This window comes from Streptomyces lacaronensis, assembly GCF_047337785.1.
Lineage (GTDB): Bacteria > Actinomycetota > Actinomycetes > Streptomycetales > Streptomycetaceae > Streptomyces > Streptomyces lycopersici.
Genome location: NZ_JBLHDK010000003.1, coordinates 5329522 through 5351987, shown reverse-complemented (window position 1 = coordinate 5351987; position 22466 = coordinate 5329522). Strand labels below are relative to the sequence as shown.

Annotated in this window: 24 protein-coding genes and 1 riboswitch; of the genes, 18 read left to right on the top strand and 6 right to left on the bottom strand. The window is 69.9% G+C overall.

What is annotated here, in order from left to right; all coding sequences use genetic code 11:
• Positions 1–62: 62 nt before the first annotated feature.
• Complete coding sequence (locus ACMTAK_RS22925; RefSeq protein WP_413807933.1) at positions 63–1379, top strand: hypothetical protein; 1317 nt, start codon at positions 63–65, stop codon at positions 1377–1379.
• Here the strand turns inward: ACMTAK_RS22925 and ACMTAK_RS22920 are convergent.
• Entirely contained in the window at positions 1369–1701 is a 333-nt protein-coding gene (locus ACMTAK_RS22920; RefSeq protein ID WP_413807932.1) for a YnfA family protein, read from the bottom strand. The two genes, ACMTAK_RS22925 and ACMTAK_RS22920, sit on opposite strands and share 11 nt — an antisense overlap.
• A gap of 581 nt (positions 1702–2282) precedes the next feature.
• Here ACMTAK_RS22920 and ACMTAK_RS22915 point away from each other — a divergent pair.
• Entirely contained in the window at positions 2283–2819 is a 537-nt protein-coding gene (locus ACMTAK_RS22915; protein WP_413812967.1) for a DinB family protein, read from the top strand.
• Positions 2820–2904: 85 nt separating this feature from the next.
• Here ACMTAK_RS22915 and ACMTAK_RS22910 read toward each other — a convergent pair whose 3' ends face one another.
• A complete protein-coding gene (locus tag ACMTAK_RS22910; RefSeq protein ID WP_223864596.1) occupies positions 2905–3453 on the bottom strand; it encodes a hypothetical protein in 549 nt (182 codons plus the stop codon).
• Between the two features lie 117 nt (positions 3454–3570).
• On the opposite strand from ACMTAK_RS22910, the gene hemL reads away from it, so the two are divergent.
• The 7 genes from hemL to ccsB all read left to right on the top strand — a co-directional run bounded on the left by hemL (position 3571) and on the right by ccsB (position 11456).
• Positions 3571–4887: a glutamate-1-semialdehyde 2,1-aminomutase gene (hemL, locus tag ACMTAK_RS22905; RefSeq protein WP_413807931.1), complete on the top strand. Its 1317-nt coding sequence runs from the start codon at positions 3571–3573 to the stop codon at positions 4885–4887.
• Between the two features lie 8 nt (positions 4888–4895).
• Positions 4896–5582 carry a histidine phosphatase family protein gene (locus ACMTAK_RS22900; protein ID WP_020869420.1) on the top strand — a complete coding sequence of 229 codons (687 nt, stop codon included), beginning with the start codon at positions 4896–4898 and terminating at the stop codon, positions 5580–5582.
• 244 nt (positions 5583–5826) lie between these two features.
• Positions 5827–7014 carry a polysaccharide deacetylase family protein gene (locus ACMTAK_RS22895; protein ID WP_413807930.1) on the top strand — a complete coding sequence of 396 codons (1188 nt, stop codon included), beginning with the start codon at positions 5827–5829 and terminating at the stop codon, positions 7012–7014.
• A gap of 120 nt (positions 7015–7134) precedes the next feature.
• Positions 7135–7752 carry a TlpA family protein disulfide reductase gene (locus ACMTAK_RS22890; protein ID WP_413807929.1) on the top strand — a complete coding sequence of 206 codons (618 nt, stop codon included), beginning with the start codon at positions 7135–7137 and terminating at the stop codon, positions 7750–7752.
• A 6-nt stretch (positions 7753–7758) separates the two neighbouring features.
• Entirely contained in the window at positions 7759–8523 is a 765-nt protein-coding gene (locus ACMTAK_RS22885; protein WP_262701525.1) for a cytochrome c biogenesis CcdA family protein, read from the top strand.
• A gap of 3 nt (positions 8524–8526) precedes the next feature.
• Complete coding sequence (gene resB / locus ACMTAK_RS22880) at positions 8527–10365, top strand: cytochrome c biogenesis protein ResB (protein WP_413807928.1); 1839 nt, start codon at positions 8527–8529, stop codon at positions 10363–10365.
• A complete protein-coding gene (gene ccsB, locus ACMTAK_RS22875) occupies positions 10362–11456 on the top strand; it encodes a c-type cytochrome biogenesis protein CcsB (protein WP_413807927.1) in 1095 nt (364 codons plus the stop codon). The genes resB and ccsB overlap by 4 nt, the downstream gene beginning before the upstream one ends.
• Positions 11457–11558: 102 nt before the next feature.
• Here the strand turns inward: ccsB and ACMTAK_RS22870 are convergent, their stop codons facing one another.
• A complete protein-coding gene (locus ACMTAK_RS22870; RefSeq protein ID WP_413807926.1) occupies positions 11559–12047 on the bottom strand; it encodes a PLD nuclease N-terminal domain-containing protein in 489 nt (162 codons plus the stop codon).
• A gap of 90 nt (positions 12048–12137) precedes the next feature.
• Here ACMTAK_RS22870 and ACMTAK_RS22865 point away from each other — a divergent pair, with 90 nt between their 5' ends.
• The 3 genes from ACMTAK_RS22865 (at position 12138) to ACMTAK_RS22855 (ending at position 15265) form a co-directional block, all read left to right on the top strand.
• Entirely contained in the window at positions 12138–13589 is a 1452-nt protein-coding gene (locus ACMTAK_RS22865) for a menaquinone biosynthesis decarboxylase (protein WP_413807925.1), read from the top strand.
• Positions 13586–14509, top strand: coding sequence for a menaquinone biosynthesis prenyltransferase MqnP (gene mqnP / locus ACMTAK_RS22860; protein ID WP_413807924.1), 924 nt, complete (start codon positions 13586–13588; stop codon positions 14507–14509). Before ACMTAK_RS22865 ends, mqnP begins: the two co-directional genes overlap by 4 nt.
• Before the next feature lie 81 nt (positions 14510–14590).
• Positions 14591–15265, top strand: a complete 675-nt coding sequence (locus ACMTAK_RS22855) for a UbiX family flavin prenyltransferase (RefSeq protein ID WP_413812966.1) — start codon at positions 14591–14593, stop codon at positions 15263–15265.
• 188 nt (positions 15266–15453) lie between these two features.
• On the opposite strand, the gene ACMTAK_RS22850 is transcribed toward ACMTAK_RS22855, so the two are convergent.
• Positions 15454–15630, bottom strand: a complete 177-nt coding sequence (locus ACMTAK_RS22850; RefSeq protein ID WP_020869410.1) for a hypothetical protein — start codon at positions 15628–15630, stop codon at positions 15454–15456.
• Positions 15631–15742: 112 nt separating this feature from the next.
• Here ACMTAK_RS22850 and ACMTAK_RS22845 point away from each other — a divergent pair, with 112 nt between their 5' ends.
• From ACMTAK_RS22845 to ACMTAK_RS22820, 6 genes are all read left to right on the top strand, one after another.
• A complete protein-coding gene (locus tag ACMTAK_RS22845; RefSeq protein ID WP_020869409.1) occupies positions 15743–16204 on the top strand; it encodes an Lrp/AsnC family transcriptional regulator in 462 nt (153 codons plus the stop codon).
• 46 nt (positions 16205–16250) lie between these two features.
• Positions 16251–17429 carry an aminofutalosine synthase MqnE gene (mqnE, locus tag ACMTAK_RS22840; RefSeq protein ID WP_413807923.1) on the top strand — a complete coding sequence of 393 codons (1179 nt, stop codon included), beginning with the start codon at positions 16251–16253 and terminating at the stop codon, positions 17427–17429.
• 111 nt (positions 17430–17540) lie between these two features.
• The gene (locus tag ACMTAK_RS22835) at positions 17541–18200 is read left to right on the top strand and encodes a UdgX family uracil-DNA binding protein (protein WP_413807922.1); all 660 of its coding nucleotides are present in this window, start codon (positions 17541–17543) and stop codon (positions 18198–18200) included.
• A 100-nt stretch (positions 18201–18300) separates the two neighbouring features.
• Positions 18301–18825: a GNAT family N-acetyltransferase gene (locus ACMTAK_RS22830; RefSeq protein WP_413807921.1), complete on the top strand. Its 525-nt coding sequence runs from the start codon at positions 18301–18303 to the stop codon at positions 18823–18825.
• A 106-nt stretch (positions 18826–18931) separates the two neighbouring features.
• Entirely contained in the window at positions 18932–19219 is a 288-nt protein-coding gene (locus ACMTAK_RS22825) for a DUF4229 domain-containing protein (RefSeq protein ID WP_413807920.1), read from the top strand.
• Positions 19220–19605: 386 nt separating this feature from the next.
• Positions 19606–20931: a dicarboxylate/amino acid:cation symporter gene (locus ACMTAK_RS22820; protein ID WP_262701515.1), complete on the top strand. Its 1326-nt coding sequence runs from the start codon at positions 19606–19608 to the stop codon at positions 20929–20931.
• A gap of 61 nt (positions 20932–20992) precedes the next feature.
• Here ACMTAK_RS22820 and ACMTAK_RS22815 read toward each other — a convergent pair whose 3' ends face one another.
• Entirely contained in the window at positions 20993–21313 is a 321-nt protein-coding gene (locus ACMTAK_RS22815) for a DMT family transporter (RefSeq protein ID WP_413807919.1), read from the bottom strand.
• A gap of 33 nt (positions 21314–21346) precedes the next feature.
• Positions 21347–21410, bottom strand: a riboswitch (guanidine-III (ykkC-III) riboswitch).
• A gap of 8 nt (positions 21411–21418) precedes the next feature.
• A complete protein-coding gene (locus ACMTAK_RS22810) occupies positions 21419–22435 on the bottom strand; it encodes an alpha/beta hydrolase (RefSeq protein WP_413807918.1) in 1017 nt (338 codons plus the stop codon).
• Positions 22436–22466 lie beyond the last annotated feature (31 nt).

The window sequence follows — 22466 nt, the reverse complement described above, 5'->3', positions numbered from 1 at the left end:
AGGTAATGACCCAGCAGAGCAGATTCCTTCAGCGGTCCCGTCGATCTTTCCGGCGTTGGGGCGTGGCCTCAGCGGGCGCCATCGCGGCGGCGGCCCTGGTCGCCGGCGCCCCGGGAACCGCATGGGCCTCGGGCAGCACCCCCGACCCGCACTCGTCGCAGGGCAACCACTGTCCCCAGGACCGGGCGCACGGTGACAACGGTGACAACAAGGAGAACCACGACAAGGGGAACCACGAGAACGGCCGCCACGAGGCCAGGAAGGGCCAGCACGAGCACGGCCGCTACGAGGCGAAGGACCCGAACGGCCGTCACGAGGACAACGGCCACGAGAACGGCCGATACGAGGCGAACAGCCACGAGGACCCCAACGGCGGCCGTCACGATGACCAGGCCCGGGACGACGAGGGCGGCCGTCACGACGAAGGCGGGCGGTACGAGAAGAAGGAAAGCGACCCGCGCGAGGAGAGCGACCAGCGCGAGGACCACGGCCAGCGCGAGGACCACGGCCGGTACGACGAGAAGATGGACAGCGGTCGTGAGGACAGCGGCAGCAAGGAGGACAGCCGCAAGGAAGACAGCCGCAAGGAAGACAGCCGCAAGGAAGACAGCGGCCAGGAGGAGAGCGGCCAGCGCGAGGACCAGGGCCGTCAGGACCCGACCCGCTACTTCCCCACCGGGAAGTACTGGCACGGCATCCAGGGCCGCAGCGCGGCGCGCCCCGAGCAGGTAGCGCAGCCGGAGCAGGCCGGGCAGCCGGAGCAGGCCGGGCAGCCGGAGCGGGCGGCTCAGTCCGAGCAGATGGCTCAGCCCGAGCAGGCCGCGCAGCCGTATGAGGCCGCCCAGTCCGGTGAGGAGGCCCAGGACCGAGGTGCCGTCCGTCCCGTCGCCGTCCCCGTCCACGAGGACGACCAGGCGCGCCACGGCCAGGAGCACAAGGAGCAGCAGGACCAGAAGAAGAACGACCCGGTGACGCTCGCCGAGGCGGTCGAGATCGCCGAGTGCGAGGTCGGCGGCCAAGCGGTCAGCGCCGAGCTGGTGGACTGCCCCGAGGACGACCCGCACCACAACGGCAAGCACGAGGACGGCCGTAAGGACGACCGCAAGGACCCGCGCCACCACGACGACCAGCGCAAGGACAAGCAGCGCAAGGACGAGCACAAGGACCCGCACAAGAAGGAGGTCAAGCAGGTGTGGGTCGTGGAGGTCGAGTGCGACCACACCATCACGACCGTCTTCATCGACCCGGACACCGGCTGCGTCCTTGGCACGGAGCAGGAGCAGGACGACCACCACGGTGACCACGGCAAGCAGGGCAAGGACAACCACGGCGACCATGAGGGCAAGGGCGGCCACGGCCGGCCGATGGTTACCTCCTAGGCACGTACATGATCACAGCGACTCCGGCCAGACAGATCAGCGCTCCGAGCACATCGAAGCGGTCCGGCCGGTAGCCGTCGGCGACCATGCCCCAGGCGAGCGATCCGGCGACGAACACGCCGCCGTACGCCGCGAGGATGCGGCCGAACTCCGCATCCGGCTGGAGCGTGGCCACGAACCCGTAGGCACCGAGGGCGATGACCCCGGCGCCGATCCACGCCCACCCCCTGTGCTCACGCACGCCCTGCCAGACGAGCCATGCGCCGCCGATCTCCAGGAGCGCGGCCACGGCGAACAGAGCGATGGAACGTGCGGTGAGCATGGGGGGAAGGGTACGGCCCGCCCATTCCCCCGACACCTCCGGCCGCCTGCACAACGCCGACCACCCGGGGTACTCCGACCACCCCGAGAACCCGGCATGACCTGGCGCTCCGGCACCTCCCGCACCTCCTGTACGACGGGAGAGACCACGGCACCGGCGGCACGCCTCTCCGACCCCGCCGCGTCCCGAGCCGTCCTCATCGAGGCCCATGCCTTCACCCGGGGCGCGGGGCCCGCCTCCCGGGACCGGCAGCGGCATCTGGACGACCGGCCGTCCGTGGCGGCGGGCTGTCGCCGGCTGGCCGAGTTGTTCCGGGACCCCGAGGTGTGGGGCCTCCCCGAGGAGCGCTGCACGGTCGTCTCGCAGCCGACGAGACCTTCGACTCGGGAGACGGCACCCAACGCCGTGAGCCATCCGTCGACTCCGTGCACAACGCGGCGTGCCGGGGCGACTTCGACACCATGGAAGTGGCCATGGACCGCGGGGGTTTCGACGGTACGGGCTTCTCGGCCGCCGGCCCGGACGAGGTCATCGCGTCCTGGAAGAAGCGCTCGGACCGAACGTTGTGCCAGGGTCGGCCGATGACGACTCCGACGACCTCCCGCCGGGCCTTACTCCGCTGGCAGTTCGACCTGACCTGGTCGCTCTTCGAGTACCACCTGGAGCGGTTGGAGCCCGAGGACTTTCTGTGGGAGCCCACGGCCCACTGCTGGACGGTGCGGCAGGGCGCCGATGGGTCGTGGCTGCCGGACTTTGCGGAGACCGAGCCCGACCCCGTGCCCGTACCCACCATCGGATGGCTGAGCTGGCACATCGGCTGGTGGTGGAGCGTGACCATCGACCACGCGGAGGGACGCGAGCCGCGGGAGCGGACCGAGGTCGGCTGGCCCGGTGACGGTAAGGCGGCCATCGAGTGGCTGCGCGGTCTGCGGGGGGAGTGGACGGCCGTACTGGACCGGCTCACCGAGGAGGACCTGGACGCCATCGCGCCGTTCCCCTGGGACCGGGATCCCGAGCACACCATCGCTCACATGGCCGCCTGGGTGAACGCCGAGTTGATGAAGAACACCACCGAGATCGGCCAACTCCGCCTGCTGCGCGCCGCCTCCGCGTCATAGGGACCATGGCCTCAGGGCCACGGTCCCGCGTTCGGAGCCACGGCCCCGGGCTCGGCCCTCCGCGCTTGGAGCCACGGCCCCCGGCTCAGGGCCAGACCAGGCAGTACGGCTGGTGTCCCGCCTCGTGCAGCCGGTGGCTGAAGTCCTGCCACTCGTGGAGCAGTTGATAGACCGTGAAGGCGTCCCGGGGGCCGCCGCGGTCGGGGACCGTGGACCAGATGAAGGCCGCGGCGCCCACGGCCTCCTCGCCCACGCCGCGCAGCGGATCGACGGCGGTCATCGGGAGTTTGACGACCGCGTAGTCCGGGTGGAGGACGACCAGTTCGAGCGGAGGGACCTTGTGCAGCGGGACACCCTCGATGCCGGTGAGGACCATCGCCGCCACCGTCTCCGGCTTGATCTTCGTGAACATGCCGTGGCCGAGCTCGTCGCCGCCGAGCTCCTCGGGGCGCATGGAGATGGGGACCCTGGCCGCGGTGGCGCCGTCCGGCGCACCGAAGTACTTGTAGGTCACCCCCATGCGGCCCCCGCTTCTGCCTGCCCTGCCCGCCTCGTCCCGCCGATGGCGTCCGGGCCGGGCACGCTCGGGGCCTCGGTCGTCAGTCCCTTCACCCAGTTCGCCACCGCGATGCATATCTCCACCCGACCACTCGCGGCCACTACCGCGCAACCCGATCTCTGTTCACAGAGACCTCCCCCACCATAGAGCTGTGAAACGCCCGGCCGCGGGAGTACGTCCGCCTCTGACAACATGGCGTGCGTGAGCTATCCGTACGCAGCCCCAGTTTCGCAGACGCTTTTCGATCGCGCGGCCGCCGTGACGCCCGGCGGCGTGAACTCTCCGGTGCGGGCGTTCCGCGCCGTGGGAGGTACGCCCCGGTTCATGGTGTCCGGGGACGGTCCGTACCTCACCGACGCCGACGGACGCGAGTACGTGGACCTCGTGTGCTCGTGGGGACCGATGATCCTCGGCCATTCCCACCCCGAGGTCACCGCGGCCGTGCAGGCCGCCGTCGCCCGCGGTACGTCGTTCGGCACGCCGGGTGAGGGCGAGGTCGAACTCGCCGAGGAGATCGTGGCGCGGGTCGCCCCGGTCGAGCAGGTGCGCCTGGTGTCCTCCGGCACCGAGGCGACGATGTCGGCGATCCGGCTGGCCCGTGGGTTCACCGGGCGGTCGAAGGTGATCAAGTTCGCCGGTTGCTACCACGGGCATGTGGACGCCCTGCTGGCCGCGGCCGGGTCCGGGGTGGCGACCTTCGGGCTGCCGGACACTCCGGGGGTGACGGGAGCGCAGGCGGGGGAGACCGTGGTGCTGCCGTACAACGACCTGGAGGCGGTCCGGGCGGCCTTCGCCGCGCACCCCGGGGAGATCGCCTGTGTGATCACCGAGGCTTCGGCGGGCAACATGGGCGTGGTGCCGCCGCTGCCCGGGTTCAACGCGGGTCTCAAGCAGCTCTGCGTCGATCATGGCGCGCTCTACATCTCCGACGAGGTCATGACCGGCTTCCGGGTCTCCAGGGCCGGGTGGTTCGGGCTGGACGGCGTGGAGCCTGACCTGATGACCTTCGGCAAGGTCATGGGCGGCGGCTTCCCGGCCGCGGCCTTCGGCGGGCGCGCCGACGTCATGGAGCGCCTGGCCCCGGCCGGCCCGGTCTACCAGGCGGGCACCCTGTCCGGGAACCCGGTCGCCACGGCCGCGGGCGTCGCCCAGCTGCGGCTGCTGGACGACGCGGCGTACGGACGGGTTGACGCGGCCTCCGAGCGGCTGCGGGCGATGGTGACCGAGGCGCTCTCCAAGGAGGGCGTGGCGCACCGGGTCCAGGTCGCGGGCAACATGTTCTCGGTCTTCTTCACCGCCGACGAGGTCACCGACTACGAGAAGGCCAAGGCGCAGGAGGCGTTCCGCTTCACCGCCTTCTTCCATTCGATGCTGTCCCAGGGCGTCTACCTCCCGCCGTCCGCCTTCGAGTCGTGGTTCGTCTCCACGACGCACGACGAGAAGGCGCTGGAGCGGGTGGCGGCGGCTCTGCCGGGGGCGGCGCGGGCCGCCGCCGAGGCCACTGAATGATGGATGACATGACACAGAGCGAGAACGACATCACCGTCGTCCATGTGATGCGCCACGGCGAGGTCCACAACCCGGAGGGCGTGCTCTACGGCAGGCTGCCCGGCTACCACCTCTCCGATCTGGGACGGCAGATGGCCGACCGGGTCGCCGAGCACCTCGCCGACCGTGACATCACCCATGTGGTCGCCTCCCCGCTGGAGCGGGCGCAGGAGACGGCGGCGCCGATCGCCAAGGCGCACGGCCTGGACGTGGCCTCGGACGAGCGGCTGATCGAGGCGGCGAACGTCTTCCAGGGCAAGACCTTCGGTGTCGGCGACGGCGCGCTGCGCAAACCGGGCAACTGGCGCCATCTCACCAACCCGTTCCGCCCGTCCTGGGGTGAGCCCTATGTCGACCAGGTGGTGCGGATGATGGCGGCGCTGGGCCGGGCGCGGGACGCCGCGCGCGGGCACGAGGCGGTGTGCGTCAGCCATCAGCTGCCGATCTGGATCGTGCGCAGCTTCGTGGAGCGGCGGCGGCTGTGGCACGACCCGCGCAGGCGGCAGTGCACCCTGGCCAGCCTCACCAGCTTCACCTTCCGCGGCGACCGGATCGTCTCGGTGGGCTACAGCGAACCGGCCCGTGATCTCGTTCCGCCCCATCTGCGCGCCGGCGCCAAGCCGGTGAAGGGGGCCTCCAAGGGCTACGGCGCCTGAGTGGTGCGCCCGGCCGCGGTCGGTCCGGGGGTGCGGCCCGCGGTGCGTGGCTCGCGGTGGGCGGCCCGCGGGGTGCGTGACGGGCGCATGGCCGTTGGGCCGTGGGGTGTGGCACCGAATGGAGACTTTGTGTCCGCCGTGTAATTGACCGCGTTCTTTCGGAACCTCGCTATTCGCCTCGCCATCTCCAGGGTTGTCCGGACGCCCCGGGCAATCAGAACGGCGAGTGCGAATTGAGGACGTTATGCGTGAGGTCAGCCGGAGGGGGATCCTCGGTCTTGGTATGGGAGCGGCGGCATCACTGGCCGTCGCCGGCTGTTCCTCGGGGTCCGGTTCCGGTACGCCGAAGCCCGAGAAGACGACCCAGGCGAAGCCGATCGGTGACGGCTCCACTTCGCACGGTGAGCGGCGTAAGGAGGCCCCGAAGCCGGAGCGGCTGGAACGGGGGCAGAAGCCGCCGCAGTTCGTGGTGTTCTCGTGGGACGGTGCGGGAGAGGTCGGCAACGGTCTCTTCCCGCGGTTCCGCAAGCTGGCCGAGGACCACGGCGCGAGCATGACCTTCTTCCTCTCCGGTATCTACTGCCTTCCGGAGTCGAAGAAGTCGCTCTACCGGCCGCCGAACAACCCGGTGGGCGCCTCCGACATCGGCTATCTCACCGATGACCACATCAAGGCCACGCTGCGGAACGTGCGCGAGGCGTGGCTCGAGGGCCATGAGATCGGCACCCATTTCAATGGCCACTTCTGCTCCGGAAGCGGCTCGGTGGAGAACTGGACGTCCGCGCAGTGGAAGTCCGAGATCGACCAGGCCATGTCCTTCGTCACGGAGTGGAAGACGAATACGCGTTTCACCGATGTGGATCCGCTGCCCTTCGACTACCACAAGGAGCTCATCGGCGGCCGCACTCCGTGTCTGAAGGGCCAGACCAATTTGCTGCCGACGGCCCGGGAACTCGGCTGGCGCTATGACGCCAGTTCGCCCGGCGGACTCCAGGTGTGGCCGTCGAAGAAGCAGGGCGTCTGGGATTTCCCGCTGCAGCAGATTCCCTTTCCGGGGCACACCTTCGAGGTGCTCTCGATGGACTACAACATCCTGGCGAACCAGTCGAAGAATTCCACCAATGCCCCGCCCGCGAACTACCCGGGCTGGCGCAAGCAGGCCGCCGAGGCGTACATAGCCGGTTTCAAGCGGGCCTATGAGACCAATCGCGCCCCGTTCTTCATCGGAAACCACTTCGAGGAGTGGAATGGCGGCATCTATATGGACGCCGTCGAGGAGGCGCTCAAGCACATGGCCGACGAGAAGCACAAGGACGTCCGCCTGGTCTCCTTCAAGCAGCTCACCGACTGGCTGGACGCCCAGGACCCCGCGGTCCTGGCCGAGCTGCGCGGGCTCGGTGTGGGCCAGGCGTGGAGCGCGAACGGCGGCTGACGGCGCCGGTGGGCGCGGGGCGAGCCAGGGGTGAGCCGGGGGCGAGGCCCCGCGGGGCACGGCGGGGCGCCCGGAGGGGGGTGGCGAAGATCCCCAAAAGGGCCATGCGAAACTTTTCACATGAGTGCCTGCCGTGCCCCTCGGGGCCTCGCGACCCGTCGTCGCGCAACCGTGCTGGCCGTCGGGGCCACGGTTGCCGCGCTGTCCCTGACCGCCTGCGGCGGAGGCGGCACCTCGGGCGGCTCCGCCGACACCAAGTTCGTCCAGGGCAAGGGCGGCGTGGACACCGTCGCCAAGGAGAACCGTAAGGACGCACCTCAGCTCTCGGGGAAGACCCTGGAGGGCAAGCCGCTGGACGTGGCGGACTACAAGGGCAAGATCGTGGTCCTGAACGTCTGGGGCTCCTGGTGCGCCCCCTGCCGGGCCGAGGCGTCGAACCTCGCCAAGGTGGCCAAGGACACCAAGGCCAAGGGTGTGCGGTTCATCGGGATCAACACCCGTGACTCCAACCGCGCCCCCGCGCTCAGGTTCGAGAAGGAATACGGCGTCGACTACCCGAGCCTGTACGACCCCATCGGGAAGCTCATGCTGCGCTTTCCCAAGGGCAGCCTCAATCCGCAGGCGATCCCCTCGACGATCGTGCTGGACCGGGAGGGCAGGATCGCGGCCCGCGCTCTGACGCCGCTCAGCGAGGAGCGCCTGCGCACGATGGTCACCCCGCTGATCGCGGAGAAGTGACCTTTCGTGAACACGCTGGCCGCCGCGACCGATCCCAACCAGACCGTCCTGACCGGGGCGCTGCTGCTGGCGCTTCCGATCGCCCTGCTCGGTGGACTGGTCTCGTTCTTCTCCCCCTGTGTGCTGCCGCTGGTGCCCGGCTATATGTCGTACGTCACAGGGGTCACGGGCACGGATCTGGCCGAGGCCAAGCGCGGCCGGATGGTCGCGGGTGCCTCGCTCTTCGTGCTCGGCTTCACCGCGGTCTTCGTCTCCGGGGGCGCGCTCTTCGGCAACTTCGGCTGGACGCTCCAGGAGCACAAGGAGACCATCTCCAAGATTCTCGGGGTCGTCACGATCGTGATGGGCCTCGCCTTCATGGGGGTGCTGGGGGGCTTCGGACAGCGGGAGTTCCGCTTCCACATCAAGCCCACGCTGGGGCTCGCGGGCGCGCCGGTGCTGGGCGCCCTGTTCGGCGTCGGCTGGACGCCGTGCCTGGGGCCGACGCTCACCGCCGTCAACGCCCTGGCGTTCAATGAGGCGAGTGCGGGGCGCGGGGCCCTGCTCACCGCCGCGTACTGCGTGGGGCTCGGGCTGCCGTTCGTGGTGGTCGCCGTGGCCTACCGCCGGGCGCTGGGTGCCTTCGGCTGGGTCAAGCGGCACTACGTCTGGGTGATGCGAGCCGGGGGCGGCATGCTCGTCGCCCTGGGGGTGCTGCTGCTCACAGGTGTCTGGGACACCATGATGGGCTCCATGCAGACCTGGGCTCAGGGCTTCAACGTTGGGATCTGATCGATGTCCACCACCGATACCGACACCGCGGCCGGCAAGGAGGCCGGCCCGCCGCCCGAGGGTGGCGCGACCGCCGAGGAGCGCGAGCTCGGCGCCGCGGGGTCGCAGCTGTCCACCGCCCCGGCCGAGGAGATCAGCGTCCCCTCGCTGGGGCCGCTCGGCTGGGCCCGGTGGTTCTGGCGGCAGCTGACCTCGATGCGGGTGGCGCTGCTGCTGCTCCTGCTGCTCACCCTCGCCACGATCCCCGGCTCGCTGGTCCCGCAGACCAGCATCGACCAGCTCAAGGTGCAGGACTTCCAGGATCGGCACCCGACGCTCACTCCGATCTACGAGAAGCTGCAGCTGTTCCACGTCTACAGCTCGGTGTGGTTCTCGGCGATCTACCTCCTGCTGTTCATCTCGCTCATCGGCTGCATCGTGCCGCGCACCTGGCAGTTCATCGGCCAGCTGCGCGGCCGCCCGCCGGCCGCGCCCCGCCGGCTGACCCGGCTTCCCGCGTACACCACTTGGCGCAGTGAGGCCGAGCCGGAGCAGGTGCTGGCGGCCGCCCGGAAGATCATGAAGGGGCGCCGCTTCCGCATCGAGGCCTCGGGTGACGCGGTGGCCGCGGAGAAGGGCTATCTGCGCGAGGTGGGCAATCTGCTCTTCCACACCGCGCTGATCGTGTTGCTGGTGTCCTTCGCCGCCGGGCAGCTGTGGAAGACCGAGGGCAGCAGCCTGATCACCGAGGGCGGCGGCTTCTCCAACAGCCTCACCCAGTACGACGACATCAAGACGGGGCAGCTGTTCAACAGCGACGATCTCGCCCCCTTCGGCTTCCAGCTGGACCGCTTCACCGCGACCTATGAACGCAGCGGTCCGCAGATGCGCACCCCGCGCACCTTCCGCGCCGATGTGACCTACTGGGACGGCGCGGACGGCGCCAGCCACAAGACCTCCGTCAAGGTGAACGAGCCGCTGGAGATCGCCGGCTACAAGGTCTTCCTGCTGAACCACGGCTACTCGCCGGTCGTCACCATCCGGGACGGCAAGGGCGAGGTGGTGCACCAGGGCCCGGTGGTCGGCCTGCCGATCGACGGGGCCAACCTCACCGAGAGCATGGTCATCAAGGTCCCGGACTATAGGGACAAGAACGGCAAGAAGGACCAAATCGGCTTCCAGGGGCAGTTCCTGCCGACCTGGGTGCGCAGCCAGGGCATGTTCTCCGTCTTCCCGGCGCTGGACAATCCGACGCTGGTCCTGACGGCCTACCACGGCAGCCTCGGCGTGGACGGCGGCACTCCGCAGAGCGTGTACCAGCTGGACAAGTCGCGGATGAAGCAGTTCCTGGAGCCTGACGGCAAGACCAAGTTCGCCCGGGCACTCAAGGTGGGCGACACCATGAAGCTGCCGAACGGCGCCGGAACGCTGTCGTTCGACGGCGTCAAGGAATGGGCCAGCTTCCAGATCTCGCACAAGCCGGGTGACCAGGGCGCCCTCATCGGTGCCGTGGCCGCCCTGGTGGGCCTGGCCGCCTCCCTGTTCATCCAGCGCCGCCGGGTGTGGGTGCGCGCGGTGACGGGCCACGACGGCAGCACCGTGGTCGAGATGGCGGGGCTCGGCCGCAGTGAGTACGCCAAGCTGCCCGAAGAACTCGCCGATCTGGCCGTCCGTCTCCAGGCGGACGCACCCCCGGCCCCGGAAGCGGAACCCGACCCGGAGCCCGACCGGAACTCCACCGAGGACTCCGGTAAGGACTCCGCCAAGGAATCCTCCGCCAAGGAATCCACCGAGGACTCCGCCTCGGAATCCGCATCCGACACCGCAGATCCCGCAGATCCTGCCGAAGGAGCGCGCGCGTGAACCTCGCCGCCGAAGTCAACGAGAACCTGGCTCATTACAGCAACGTGCTGATCTACTCGGCGATGGCGGTCTACACCCTCGCCTTCCTGGCGCATATCGCCGAGTGGGTGTTCGGCAGCCGCAGCGCCGTCGGCCGCACCGCCGCCGCGATCACCGCCGACGCCGAGGCCGCCCAGCGCCCCAAGGTGACCGTGCGGGTCGGCGGGCAGGGCGGTGGCACCGCCGTCCTGGACCGGCCGAAGATCGTCACCCGCTCCGCGGCGGGCAGCCGCGACGTCCCGGACGGGCCGGGCGCCGCCGGCGGCACCGAACAGGGCGATGTGTACGGCCGGATCGCGGTGGGCCTGACCGTACTGGCCTTCCTCTTTCATGCCGCGGGCGTCCTCTTCCGCGCGCTGTCGGTGCAGCGGGCCCCGTGGGGCAACATGTACGAGTTCTCCACGACCTTCGCCATGGTCGCGGTGGCCACATATCTCGTGCTGCTGGCGCTGAAGAAGAATGTGCGCTGGATCGGGCTGCCCCTCGTCACCACGGTCCTCCTCGACCTCGGTCTCGCCGTCTCTGTCTTGTACACCGCGAGCGACCAGTTGGTTCCGGCCCTGCACTCGTACTGGCTGTGGATCCACGTCAGCTGCGCGATCGTCTCCGGCGCCTCGCTCTACATCGGGGCCGTCGCCACGCTGCTCTACCTCTTCCGCGACCGCTACGAGGTCCAGCTGGAGAACCCGGAGGGCAAGCAGTTCGGCCGGTTCGCCAAGTCCGTTCTGGAGCGGGTGCCCTCGGCGGCGTCGCTGGACAAGTTCGCGTACCGGATCAACGCCACGATCTTCCCGCTGTGGACCTTCACGATCATCGCGGGCGCGATCTGGGCCGAGGCCGCCTGGGGCCGCTACTGGGGCTGGGACCCCAAGGAGGTCTGGTCCTTCATCACCTGGGTCGCCTACGCCTGTTACCTGCACGCCCGCGCCACCGTCGGCTGGAAGGGCCGCAAGGCCGCCTACCTGGCGCTGATCGCCTTCGGCTGCTACCTGTTCAACTACTACGGCGTCAACATCTTCATCACCGGCAAGCACTCCTACGCCGGGGTCTGACACCGGACAACGCGACGGCCGGTTCCCTGACCCGGGTCAGGGAACCGGCCGTTGGCGCGCTTCTCCGGCCGCCTGGCCGCTCCTAAAGGACGCGGCCGTTCTTCAGGACGCGGCCGGCGGGGTGTCCTCCGGACCGGACCCGGACCCGGAACCCGAACCGGAGCCCGGCCCCTCGCCCTTGCGGCGCAGCTCCTCCTCGCGGCGGCGGAGGTCGGCCTCCCAGTCCTTCAGCCGCTCCTCGTCGCTCTCGCGGTCGCCGGGCGTGTCGGCCGGTTCGTTCGCGTCGTCCTTACGGCCCTTGTCGTTCAGGGACTTGAGGAACTCGGGGTTGTCGTCAGGGGCGACCCAGCCGCCCCCGCCCCCGCCGCCGCCCGTGCCCCGGACGCCGGGCCGGCCGGCGCCTCCGGGGACGGCGCGTTTGCGGCCCGCGATCAGCCAGGAGACGGAGCCCACGACGGGGAACAGCAGGACGAGGATCGCCCAGATGGGCTTGGGGATATAGCGGATGTCCTGTTCGTCGGTGGTGATGCAGTCGATGAACGCGTAGATGCTCAGTGCCAGCGGCACCAGGATCATCAGCACCCGTAGCATGAGGCGATTCCCCCTGCGTGTGGTGTTCGGGGCGGTGGCTCGAGCCCCCAGTTACGGGACCAGGGTAGTGCGTACCGGATACTGGGACGTATGGCTTATGACGATCTTCGTTCCTTTCTGCGGGCGCTCGACAGGGAAGGCGACCTCAAGAGGGTCAAGGCCGAGGTCGATCCCTATCTCGAGGTCGGGGAGATCGTCGACAGGGTCAACAAGGCGGGCGGGCCCGCGCTGCTCTTCGAGAACGTCAAGGGCTCGGCGATGCCGCTGGCCATGAATGTCTTCGGCACCGACCGCCGCCTCCTGAAGGCCCTGGGGCTCCGCTCGTACGACGAGATCAGCGAGAAGATCGGCGGGCTGGTCAAGCCCGAACTGCCGCAGGGGTTCGTCGGCCTGCGCGAGGCGTTCGGGAAGCTGGGCTCGGTGGCCCATGTGCCGCCGCGGAAGGTGAAGGAGGCGCCCGTCCAGGAGGTGGTCCTCACCGGTGAGGACGTCGACTTGGACCAGCTTCCGGCGCTGTTCACCTGGCCCGAGGACGGCGGATCGTTCTTCAACCTCGGTCTGACCCACACCAAGCACCCGGAGACCGGGGTGCGCAACCTCGGCCTCTACCGCCTCCAGCGCCATGACCACCGCACCATCGGCATGCACTGGCAGATTCACAAGGACAGCCGCAACCACTACCAAGTGGCCGCCCGGCGCGGGGAGAAGCTCCCGGTGGCGATCGCCTTCGGCGCGCCGCCCGCCGTGACCTACGCCGCGACCGCGCCGCTGCCCGGCGACATCGACGAGTACCTTTTCGCGGGGTTCGTCCAGGGGCGGCGGGTCGAGATGGTGGACTGCAAGACGGTGCCACTCCAGGTCCCGGCGGCCGCCGAGGTCGTCATCGAGGGCTGGCTGGAGCCCGGGAAGACGCTGCCGGAGGGCCCGTTCGGCGACCACACGGGCTTCTACACGCCCCAGGAGCCGTTCCCGGCCCTGACCATCGACTGTGTGACGATGCGGCGGCGGCCGCTGCTCCAGTCGATCGTGGTGGGCCGTCCGCCGACCGAGGACGGGCCGCTGGGGAGGGCGACCGAGCGGTTCTTCCTCCCGCTACTCAAGATCATCATCCCGGACATCGTGGACTACCACCTCCCCGAGTCCGGCGGGTTCCACAACTGTGCGATCGTCTCGATCGACAAGAAGTACCCCAAGCACGCGCAGAAGGTGATGCACGCCATCTGGGGCGCCCACATGATGTCGCTCACCAAGCTGATCGTCGTGGTCGACGCCGACTGCGATGTCCACGATCTGCACGAGGTTTCCTGGCGAGCTCTGGGGAACACCGACTACGCCCGCGATCTGACCGTGGTCGAAGGCCCCGTCGACCATCTCGACCACGCCTCGTACCAGCAGTTCTGGGGCGGCAAGGCGGGGATCGACGCCACCGCGAAATGGCCCGAGGAGGGCTATACGCGCGACGGCGGATGGCCGCGCATGGTCATGTCCGATCCGGAGACCGCCGATCGGGTGACAAAGCGATGGAAGGAGTACGGGCTGTGAGCGCCGATTCCGCGACCCCCGATCTCTTCGGCCCCGAACCGGCGCCGCCCGGCCGGGTCCGCGCGTTTCTGCGGCTGGTGATGATCGAGCATTCGGTCTTCGCGCTGCCCTTCGCCTACATCGCCGCGCTGACCGCGATGCACCTGTGGGACGGTACCGTCCACTGGACGCGGCTGCTGCTGATCACGATCGCCATGGTGGGCATGCGCACCTTCGCCATGGCCTGCAACCGGATCATCGACCGCGAGATCGACGCCCGCAATCCGCGCACCGCCGGCCGCGAGTTGGTCACCGGCGCCGTGTCGGTGCGCACCGCGTGGACCGGCGCGCTCATCGCGCTCGCCGTCTTCCTGGGCTCGGCGGCGCTCCTGAACCCGCTCTGCCTGGCGCTGGCGCCGATCGCGGTGGTGCCGATGGTGGTCTATCCGTACGGCAAGCGGTTCACCGACTATCCGCACGCCATCCTGGGCGTGGCCCAGGCCATCGGCCCGGTCGGCGCCTGGATCGGGGTCACCGGCGAGTGGTCGTGGGACGCGGCCATCCTGGGGCTCGCGATCGGCGTCTGGATCGGCGGCTTCGACCTGATCTACGCCTGCCAGGACGTGGCGGCCGACCGGGCGCACGGGGTGCGGTCGGTGCCGGCCCGGTTCGGCATCGCGGGCGCGCTCTACGGGGCGCGCGTCTGCCATGTGGTCACCACGGCCCTGCTGGTCTGGTACGCGCTGGCCACGGACGCCGGGGCGTTCTTCTGGGTCGGGCTGGCGATCGTCGCGGCGGCCTTCGCGTACGAGCACACGATCGTGCGGCCGGGCGATCTGTCCCGGCTGAACCGCGCCTTCTTCACGGTCAACGGCTTCATCGGGATCGCCCTGTTCTGCTGCGCGCTCCTCGACCTGGTGGTGCGGGGCCTCGGCCTGTGAGACCCGCCGGATAGGCTCGGTGACGTGGAGACGCCGCACGAGCCATACGGGCCGCATGGGCCGTACGGGCCGCACGAAGAAGTGGGCGGGCGCCGTCCCTGGGTGGTCGGTGTGTCCGGCGCGTCCGGGACGCCGTACGCCGCCTCGGTACTGCGCGCGCTGCTGGCGGCGGGGGAGGCGGTCGACCTGGTGGTCAGCCGGGCGTCACGGCTGACGCTGCTGGACGAGACGGGGATCGGGTTCCGGGACGCCCACTGGCGCGACGATCTGCGCCGCTGGCTGGCGCGTGGCGCGGACGGCACGCCCGACGCCTTCGAGGTGCCCGCCGAGGTGGCGGACGTGGCCCACTGGGCGCCCGGGGACCTGGCGGCCGGGCCGTCCTCCGGCTCGTATCCGGTCAAGGGGATGCTGATCGTCCCGGCGAGCACCGCGTGTGTGGCCGGGGTGGCGCTCGGGCTGTCGAAGGATCTGCTCCAGCGGGCCGCGAGCGTCACGCTCAAGGAACGGCGCAAGCTCGTGGTGGCGGTGCGCGAGACACCGCTGAGCGGACAGACGCTGAAGGCCCTGGTGGCGCTGGACGAGGCGGGCGCGGTGGTGCTGCCCGCCTCGCCGGCGTTCTACGCGGGGGCGACGCACATCCAGGATCTGGTGGACTTCGTCGCGGGGCGGGTGCTGGACGCGGCAGGGGTGCCGCACAAGCTGTACCGCCGGTGGGAGGGGGAGCTCGGTGGGGACCGGGACCGGGGAACGGCCTAGGGTCTGTCGTCAAAGGGTGCGCCCGGCCGCGAGCAGGGGGCACCTCCCGGCGGTAGCTGGGGGAGTCTGGTGCGGTCGATCGCAAGGCGGAGCGTCGCCCTCGTACTGGGCGTACTTGGGCGACGCGACAACGCGGCGAGCGGCCGTGCCAGGCGTCGGGAGCAGGGTGCCCCCTTTGACGACAGGCCCTAGCGGGTCCAGCGCCGCCTGGTGCGCGCGGTGCGGGCCGCGACGACGGCCGCACGGCGGGCCGCGCGGGAGACGGGCCGGTCGGTGGTACGGGCTGCACGCGAGCGGTTGGCCAGGTCCCGCAGCTCGAGCATGCGGGCCTCAAGACCCTCGATCGTGTACACGGTGAGTCTCATCTCCTGAGGGATGGTCGATCGCCTAAAAGATTTACAGGGCTTGTGGCCCTGATGCCTTAGATTCTACATGTAATCTCGCTCAAACTTTGAATAATGGAAGGCGTACGTGCATATGGACGCGGTGGACAGGCAGCTCATCCAGGCCCTGCGGGAGAACGGCCGGGCCTCCTACGCGGAGCTCGGCAGGCTCGTCGGCCTCTCCGGGCCCAGCGTCACGGACCGGATCAACCGCCTGGAGGCCGCCGGGGTGATCACCGGCTATCGCGCGACCGTGGACGCCGCCTCCCTGGGGCTCGGCGTCACCGCGCTGATCGGCATCCAGCTCTCGGACGCCACCGACCACGAGGAGGTGGCCCACCGGTTGCGCGAGCTCGCCGAGATCGAGGACTGCTGGTTCATCGCGGGCGACGACTCCTACATGCTCAAGGTGCGCGCATCCGACGTGGACGGCCTGGAGCGGACGATCCGCCGGCTCTCCGGCACCAAGGGCGTCTCCCGCACCCGGACCACGATCGTGCTGTCCACGAAGTGGGAAAACCGGGTCGGCGAGCTTCCCGAGGACATCGAGGCGTAGTCTCGGCGAAGGCTGACATCAGCAGACGTATTGGGAGGCGACCGGGGTGACGGGGACCACACACGACGCGGGTTTCAAGAGGGAGTTGGAGCAGAAGGTCCGTGCGGGCGAGCGGCTCTCGCGGGAGGACGGCATCGCCCTTTACGAGTCCGACGATCTGGCCTGGCTGGGCGGTCTCGCCCATGAGGTGCGCACCCGTAAGAACGGCGACGTCGTGCACTTCAACGTCAACCGCCACCTCAACATGACGAACGTGTGCACCGCGTCCTGCGCGTACTGCTCCTTCCAGCGCAAGCCCGGCGAGAAGGACGCCTACACGATGCGCATCGAGGAGGCCGTCCGCCTCGCCAAGGCGATGGAGAACGAGAACCTCACCGAGCTCCACATCGTCAACGGCCTGCACCCGACCCTCCCCTGGCGCTACTACCCCCGGTCGCTCAAGGCGCTCAAGGAGGCCCTTCCGCAGGTCTCCCTCAAGGCGTTCACCGCCACCGAGATCCACCACTTCGAGAAGATCTCCTCCATGCCGGCCTCGGAGATCCTCGACGAGTTGATCGACGCCGGACTGGAGTCGCTCACCGGCGGCGGCGCCGAGATCTTCGACTGGGAGATCCGGCAGCACATCGTCGACCACGAGACCCACTGGGAGGACTGGTCGCGCATCCACCGGCTCGCGCACGAGAAGGGGCTCAAGACGCCCTGCACGATGCTCTACGGGCATATCGAGGAGCCCCGCCACCGGGTGGACCACGTGCTGCGCCTGCGTGAGCTCCAGGACGAGACCGGCGGCTTCCAGGTCTTCATCCCGCTGCGCTACCAGCACGACTTCGTGGACATGAAGGACGGCAAGATCCGCAACCGCCTTCAGGCCCGCACCACCATGGCCACCGGCGCGGAGGCCCTGAAGACCTTCGCGGTCTCCCGGCTGCTCTTCGACAACGTGCCGCACGTCAAGGTCTTCTGGGTGATGCACGGCGTGCAGACCGCACAGCTCGCGCTCAACCACGGCGCGGACGACATGGACGGGTCGGTCGTCGAATACAAGATCACCCACGACGCCGATGACTATGGGACGCCCAACAAGCTCACCCGTGACGATCTGCTCGACCTGATCCGGGACGCCGGGTTCCGGCCGGTGGAGCGGAACACCCGTTACGAGGTCATCCGCGAGTTCGAGGGCCCGGACCCGGCCCGCCGCGAGGCCCCGCAGCCGATGCGGGTGTGATCCGTACGGGGCGTATGACGCACATCGCGGGCGTGCCGCCGGTGTGACCCGTATCGCCCTCCGCCCGGCGGTTCGTTGTCTGACGGCCGCCGATCGGGGCACTCGGGGGCCATGGCCGGTACGAAGAGCCCCGAGGACGCGTACACCGCCGCCCCCTTCGTCCCGGAGGGCGCCGACCTGGGCGCGCTCCGGGAAGCGGCGGCCGGATGCCACGGCTGCCCGCTGTACCGCGACACCACGCAGACCGTCTTCGGCGCCGGGGACCCGGACGCCCGGGTCGTGCTCGTCGGCGAGCAGCCGGGCGACCAGGAGGACCGGCAGGGCAAGCCCTTCGTGGGCCCGGCGGGCAGGGTCCTCGACCGGGCCCTGGACGAGGCCGGGATCGACCCGGACGAGACATACATCACCAACGCGGTCAAGCACTTCAAGTTCACCCACGTCCCCGAGCGCGGCAAGCGGCGCATCCACAAGGCACCGAGCCTGCGCGAGCTCTCCGCCTGCGGGCCCTGGCTGGAGGCCGAGCTGGAGCTGATCGAGCCCGAAGTGGTCGTGGCGCTCGGCGCCACGGCGGGGAAGGCGCTGCTGGGCTCGTCGTTCCGGGTGACCAAGCAGCGCGGCACGCGGCTGGAGGGCGCCCCGTCGGGCCCGGCGCGCGGCGCCCTGATCGTCCCCACGATCCACCCCTCCGCGGTGCTGCGGGCCGATGACCGGGAGGCGGTGTACGGGGGGCTGGTGGCCGATCTGAGGGTCGCGGCGGAGGCGCTGGGCTGAGCGGCCGGACCGCAGTGCGTACGGTCTCGGGGCGCGGGTCTCGGGGCGAGGGGCGTGGGGCGAGGGGGCGCTGACAGACCCCCTGGGTATCGTCGATCGCATGCCCCTGCGCTGTGAACTCGACCCCGAAACCACCCCCGAGCTGCTCGACTCCGTCTGCGCCCTCTGGACCGACGTCTCGAACGCGGGGGGCGCCGTCGGCTTCGTACCGCCCGTGGTCAAGGACGACATACGCCTCGAGCTGCTCAAGCACCTCGCCGCGATGACGGAGGGCCGCACCCGTCTGCTCCTCGGCCGCGACGAGGACGGCGCGGTGGCCGCCACCGCCTTCTTCACCTTCAACACCCACCGGCTGATGCGCCACTGGTGCTGGCTCTACACCGTGATGGTGCACCCCTCCCATCAGGGCAAGGGGTACGGCCGCGCCCTTATGGCGGCCGCCGAGGACGCCGCGCGCGATATGGACGGCATCCGGGGGATACGGCTCACCTGCCGCGGCGGCAGCGGGGCGGACCTCTTCTACGAGCGGTGCGGCTACAAGGAGGTCGGACGGGTGCCCGGCGCGATCAAGGTCGCGGACGACGACTTCCGGGACGACGTCACCATGTGGCTGCCGCTGAATTGATCAGAAACCGGCCGTGGTTCACTGGGAGGACAGGTCTTCCGGCGGTAGCCCCCGGAAGGCCTCGCAGCAGAACTCCCCACAGAACTCCCAGGAGAAAGGACGAGACGTGTCCTTCACGCCGAGTGCCATGTTCCGCTACACCCTCATGCGCCTGGGAATCTTCGTCGGCTCCTTCCTGGCCATCTGGGCCCTGGTCTACTTCCGGGTGCTGCCCTCCGGCCTCGGCAAGTCCAACCTCTTCTGGGTGGCGCTGCTCGCGCTGGTCGTCTCCGCGCCGCTCAGCTGGGTGATGCTGCGCAAGCAGCGGGACGCCGTCGCCGTCCAGGTCGCGGAGAAGGTGGATCGCGCCAAGGAGCGGCTGGCGGCGAACCAGAGCCAGGAGGACGGCGTCTGACCGGCGCCGGGCTGTAACCCTCCTCACACCAGCTCACACACTCCATCAACGCCCCTGGTGCCAGCTTCCGCTGGCGCAAGGGGCGTTGATGTCTTTCGGCCCCTCAGAAGCCCGCCGGAGGCCCCCGGAGACCCTCGGGCCTTCCCGGAAGTCAAAGATTTCCTTTGAGTTCCCCAAAGGGCCGGTGTTAACGTACTTGTCATGAAGACAGCAGCCGCGCCCCACATCGCAGCGAGCGTTCCGCTCGTGGCGCGCCTGCACATCGATCTTTGCCGCTGCCTGTCCGCGGCCTGTCGTCGCCGCTGATCCACTTCGCGCACAGCGGCCGGAGATCCCGTACGGACTCCTGGCTTTCTCCCCCTCTTACCTCCACCGGAGTGTGTCCGTTGTCGTCCGCCCTCAAGGCGTCCCCCCAGGGGTCGTCATCCTTCCGCCTGCCCAAGGTGCCCTTCTGGGCGCAGATCCTGCTGGGCCTCGTCCTCGGTGTGGTGCTCGGCTGGATCGCCCGCAGCGGTGATGTCGGCTGGCTGGTGACCACGCTCGACAAGATCGGCACCATCTTCGTCCAGCTGCTGAAGCTGGCCGTCGCCCCGCTGGTGTTCTTCGCGATCCTGATCTCGATCACCAATCTGCGGAACGTCAACAACGCCGCCCGGCTGGCGACCCGCACCCTGCTGTGGTTCATGGCCACCTCGCTCATCGCCGTCGCCATCGGCCTGGCGATCGGCCTGGTGACCAACCCGGGCGCGGGCACCGACCTGACCCCCAAGGACGGCGCCAAGCCCGACCACGCGGGCTCCTGGCTGGACTTCCTCACCGGCATCGTGCCGACGGACGTCATCACCCCGTTCACCGAGCTGAACGTGTTGCAGATCGTCTTCATCGCCGCCGTCGCGGGCGTCGCAGCCCTCCAGCTCGGCGAGAAGGCCCAGCCGATCCTCACCCTGAGCCAGTCGGTGCTCGAACTGCTCCAGAAGGCCCTGTGGTGGGTCATCCGGCTCGCCCCACTGGGCACCCTGGGCCTCATCGGCACCGCCATCGCCGACTACGGCTGGAACCTGATCGGCAAGTACGCGACCTTCACCGCCGACATCTACGTCGGCTGCGCGCTGGTGATGTTCGGCGTCTACCCGCTGCTGCTCGCGACGGTCGCCAAGGTCAACCCCCTGAACTTCTTCAAGGGCGCCTGGCCCGCCATCCAGCTCGCCTTCGTCTCCCGCTCCTCGGTCGGCACCATGCCGCTGACCCAGAAGGTCACCGAGCGGCTGGGCGTCCCCAAGGAGTACGCCTCCTTCGCGGTGCCCTTCGGCTCGACGACGAAGATGGACGGCTGCGCCTCGATCTACCCCGCGATCGCCGCGATCTTCATCGCCCAGATCTTCGACGTGAACCTCGGCGTCGGCGACTACCTCCTGATCGCCTTCGTCTCGGTGATCGGCTCCGCCGCCACCGCCGGCCTTACGGGTGCCACGGTCATGCTGACCCTGACCCTCTCCACCCTGGGCCTCCCCCTGGAGGGCGTCGGCCTGCTGATGGCCATCGATCCGGTCCTGGACATGATGAGGACCGCCACCAACGTGGCCGGGCAGTCGCTGATACCGGTGATCGTCTCGGCCCGCGAGAAGATCCTCGACCACGAGGCGTACGCCCACGCAAGCGCCTCCCCGCTGGACGACCGCGACGAGCCGGAGCCCCAGCTGGCCGCCGCGTAACACCTGCCGAGCGACAGGCGGTGCCCCCGGACCTCTCCTCGGTCCGGGGGCACCGTGCTGTTCACCCGCCCGCCGTGGCCTCCAGGCCCACGATGGCCACCACCAGCAGCAGCAGGAAGAAGATCCGGGCCGGGGTGACCGGTTCATGGAAGAGGAGCATGCCCAGCAGGGCGGTGCCGACCGCGCCGATGCCGACCCAGACGCCGTAGGCGGTGCCGATGGGCAGGCTCCTCACCGCCGCGCTCAGCAGCCCCATGCTCACGATCAGACCGGCGACGGTGAACAGACTGGGCCACAGCCGGGTGAAGCCGTCGCTCAGCTTCATGCCGATCGACCAGCAGATCTCGAACAGCCCGGCCGTGAGCAGCAGGACCCATGCCATGACGGCACCTCCGTGAAGTCTCTCGATTACGGGGGTGCGTCGTCTTTGCGGGTCCCGGTACGGCGCGTCTCGTCGGGTCCTCCCGACCGTAGCAAACCTCCCGTGTCAGACGAGCCGGGCGGTGAGCAGGGGGAGGGCGCGGGTGAGTTCGCGTTCCCAGTAGGGCCAGGTGTGGGTGCCGGGGCCGTAGAGGTGGGCGGTGAGGGCCAGGCCGTGGGCGCGGGCGCGGCGCACATAGCGCTGGGCCATCTCGCCGAGGCCGCGCTCCAGGCCGTCCTCGGGGCGGCCCGGCGGGTCGAGGGGGCCGGGGGTGCCGTTGCCGCAGGCGACGTAGAGCGGGTAGCCGCGGGGGAGCCGGGGGATGAGGGCGTACGGATTGTGGGCGTCCCAGAGCGCGGACTGGGCGGTGGGGTCTCCCCAGAGGGCCGTCGGGTCGGCGCCCTGGCCCGTAAGGATGGCCTGGATGCCGGCGGGGTCCAGGGTGGTGTGGATGACGCCGCTGAAGGACGCCGCCGCGCGGAAGAGGCGGGGGTGGCGGGCGGCGTAGGAGAGGGCGCCGAAGCCGCCCATGGACAGACCGGCGATCGCCCGGCGGCCGTTGGCCCGCAGGGCGCGCTCCAGCAGGGGGCGGAGTTCGGCCAGGTGGAAGGTCTCCCAGGCGGGCGGGCCGTAGTGGCCGCCGTTCCACCAGTTGGAGTAGAAGCCGGCGGGACCGCCCTCGGGGGAGACGATCAGGGCCGGGGTGGCGGCGGTGATGGCCTCGACATCGGTGTTGCGGGTCCATGCCTCCCAGCCGGGGCCCGGGTCGCAGCAGCCGTGGAGCAGGTAGAGGACGGGCCAGCGGTGGTGGGGTCTGCGGTCGTAGCCGGTGGGGAGGAGGACACGGGCGTGGCCCTCGCGGCCCAGGGCGGGCGAGTCGATCGTCAGGTCCAGGACGCGCTCGCCGACCCGCTCCGCGGCGATGAGGCGCGCGCGGGTGGACGCCGCGCGTCCGGCAAGGGCTTCCGGGGACCGGGCCTTCGAGGAGCCGGGCTCCGGGGAACGGGCTTCCGCGCGGGCGGGGAGGAGCTGTGCGGCGGCCAGCGCGGTGAGCGCGGCGAGCGTGCGACGGCGGTTCGGCATCGTTCGTTCTCCTTCGCGGCACTGCGTTACG

Bases quoted from the DNA above. Each gene is read 5' to 3' on its own strand.
- ACMTAK_RS22830 (WP_413807921.1), top strand. From the start codon at position 18,301: ATGCCCCTGCGCTGTGAACTCGACCCCGAAACCACCCCCGAGCTGCTC.
- ACMTAK_RS22890 (WP_413807929.1), top strand. From the start codon at position 7,135: ATGAGTGCCTGCCGTGCCCCTCGGGGCCTCGCGACCCGTCGTCGCGCA.
- ACMTAK_RS22910 (WP_223864596.1), bottom strand. From the start codon at position 3,453: ATGCATCGCGGTGGCGAACTGGGTGAAGGGACTGACGACCGAGGCCCC.
- ACMTAK_RS22810 (WP_413807918.1), bottom strand. From the start codon at position 22,435: ATGCCGAACCGCCGTCGCACGCTCGCCGCGCTCACCGCGCTGGCCGCC.
- ACMTAK_RS22815 (WP_413807919.1), bottom strand. From the start codon at position 21,313: ATGGCATGGGTCCTGCTGCTCACGGCCGGGCTGTTCGAGATCTGCTGG.
- ACMTAK_RS22920 (WP_413807932.1), bottom strand. From the start codon at position 1,701: ATGCTCACCGCACGTTCCATCGCTCTGTTCGCCGTGGCCGCGCTCCTG.
- ACMTAK_RS22865 (WP_413807925.1), top strand. From the start codon at position 12,138: ATGGCTTATGACGATCTTCGTTCCTTTCTGCGGGCGCTCGACAGGGAA.
- ACMTAK_RS22895 (WP_413807930.1), top strand. From the start codon at position 5,827: ATGCGTGAGGTCAGCCGGAGGGGGATCCTCGGTCTTGGTATGGGAGCG.
- ACMTAK_RS22835 (WP_413807922.1), top strand. From the start codon at position 17,541: ATGGCCGGTACGAAGAGCCCCGAGGACGCGTACACCGCCGCCCCCTTC.
- ACMTAK_RS22850 (WP_020869410.1), bottom strand. From the start codon at position 15,630: ATGAGACTCACCGTGTACACGATCGAGGGTCTTGAGGCCCGCATGCTC.
- ACMTAK_RS22915 (WP_413812967.1), top strand. From the start codon at position 2,283: ATGACGACTCCGACGACCTCCCGCCGGGCCTTACTCCGCTGGCAGTTC.
- ACMTAK_RS22845 (WP_020869409.1), top strand. From the start codon at position 15,743: ATGGACGCGGTGGACAGGCAGCTCATCCAGGCCCTGCGGGAGAACGGC.
- ACMTAK_RS22900 (WP_020869420.1), top strand. From the start codon at position 4,896: ATGACACAGAGCGAGAACGACATCACCGTCGTCCATGTGATGCGCCAC.
- ACMTAK_RS22870 (WP_413807926.1), bottom strand. From the start codon at position 12,047: ATGCTACGGGTGCTGATGATCCTGGTGCCGCTGGCACTGAGCATCTAC.
- hemL (WP_413807931.1), top strand. From the start codon at position 3,571: ATGGCGTGCGTGAGCTATCCGTACGCAGCCCCAGTTTCGCAGACGCTT.
- resB (WP_413807928.1), top strand. From the start codon at position 8,527: ATGTCCACCACCGATACCGACACCGCGGCCGGCAAGGAGGCCGGCCCG.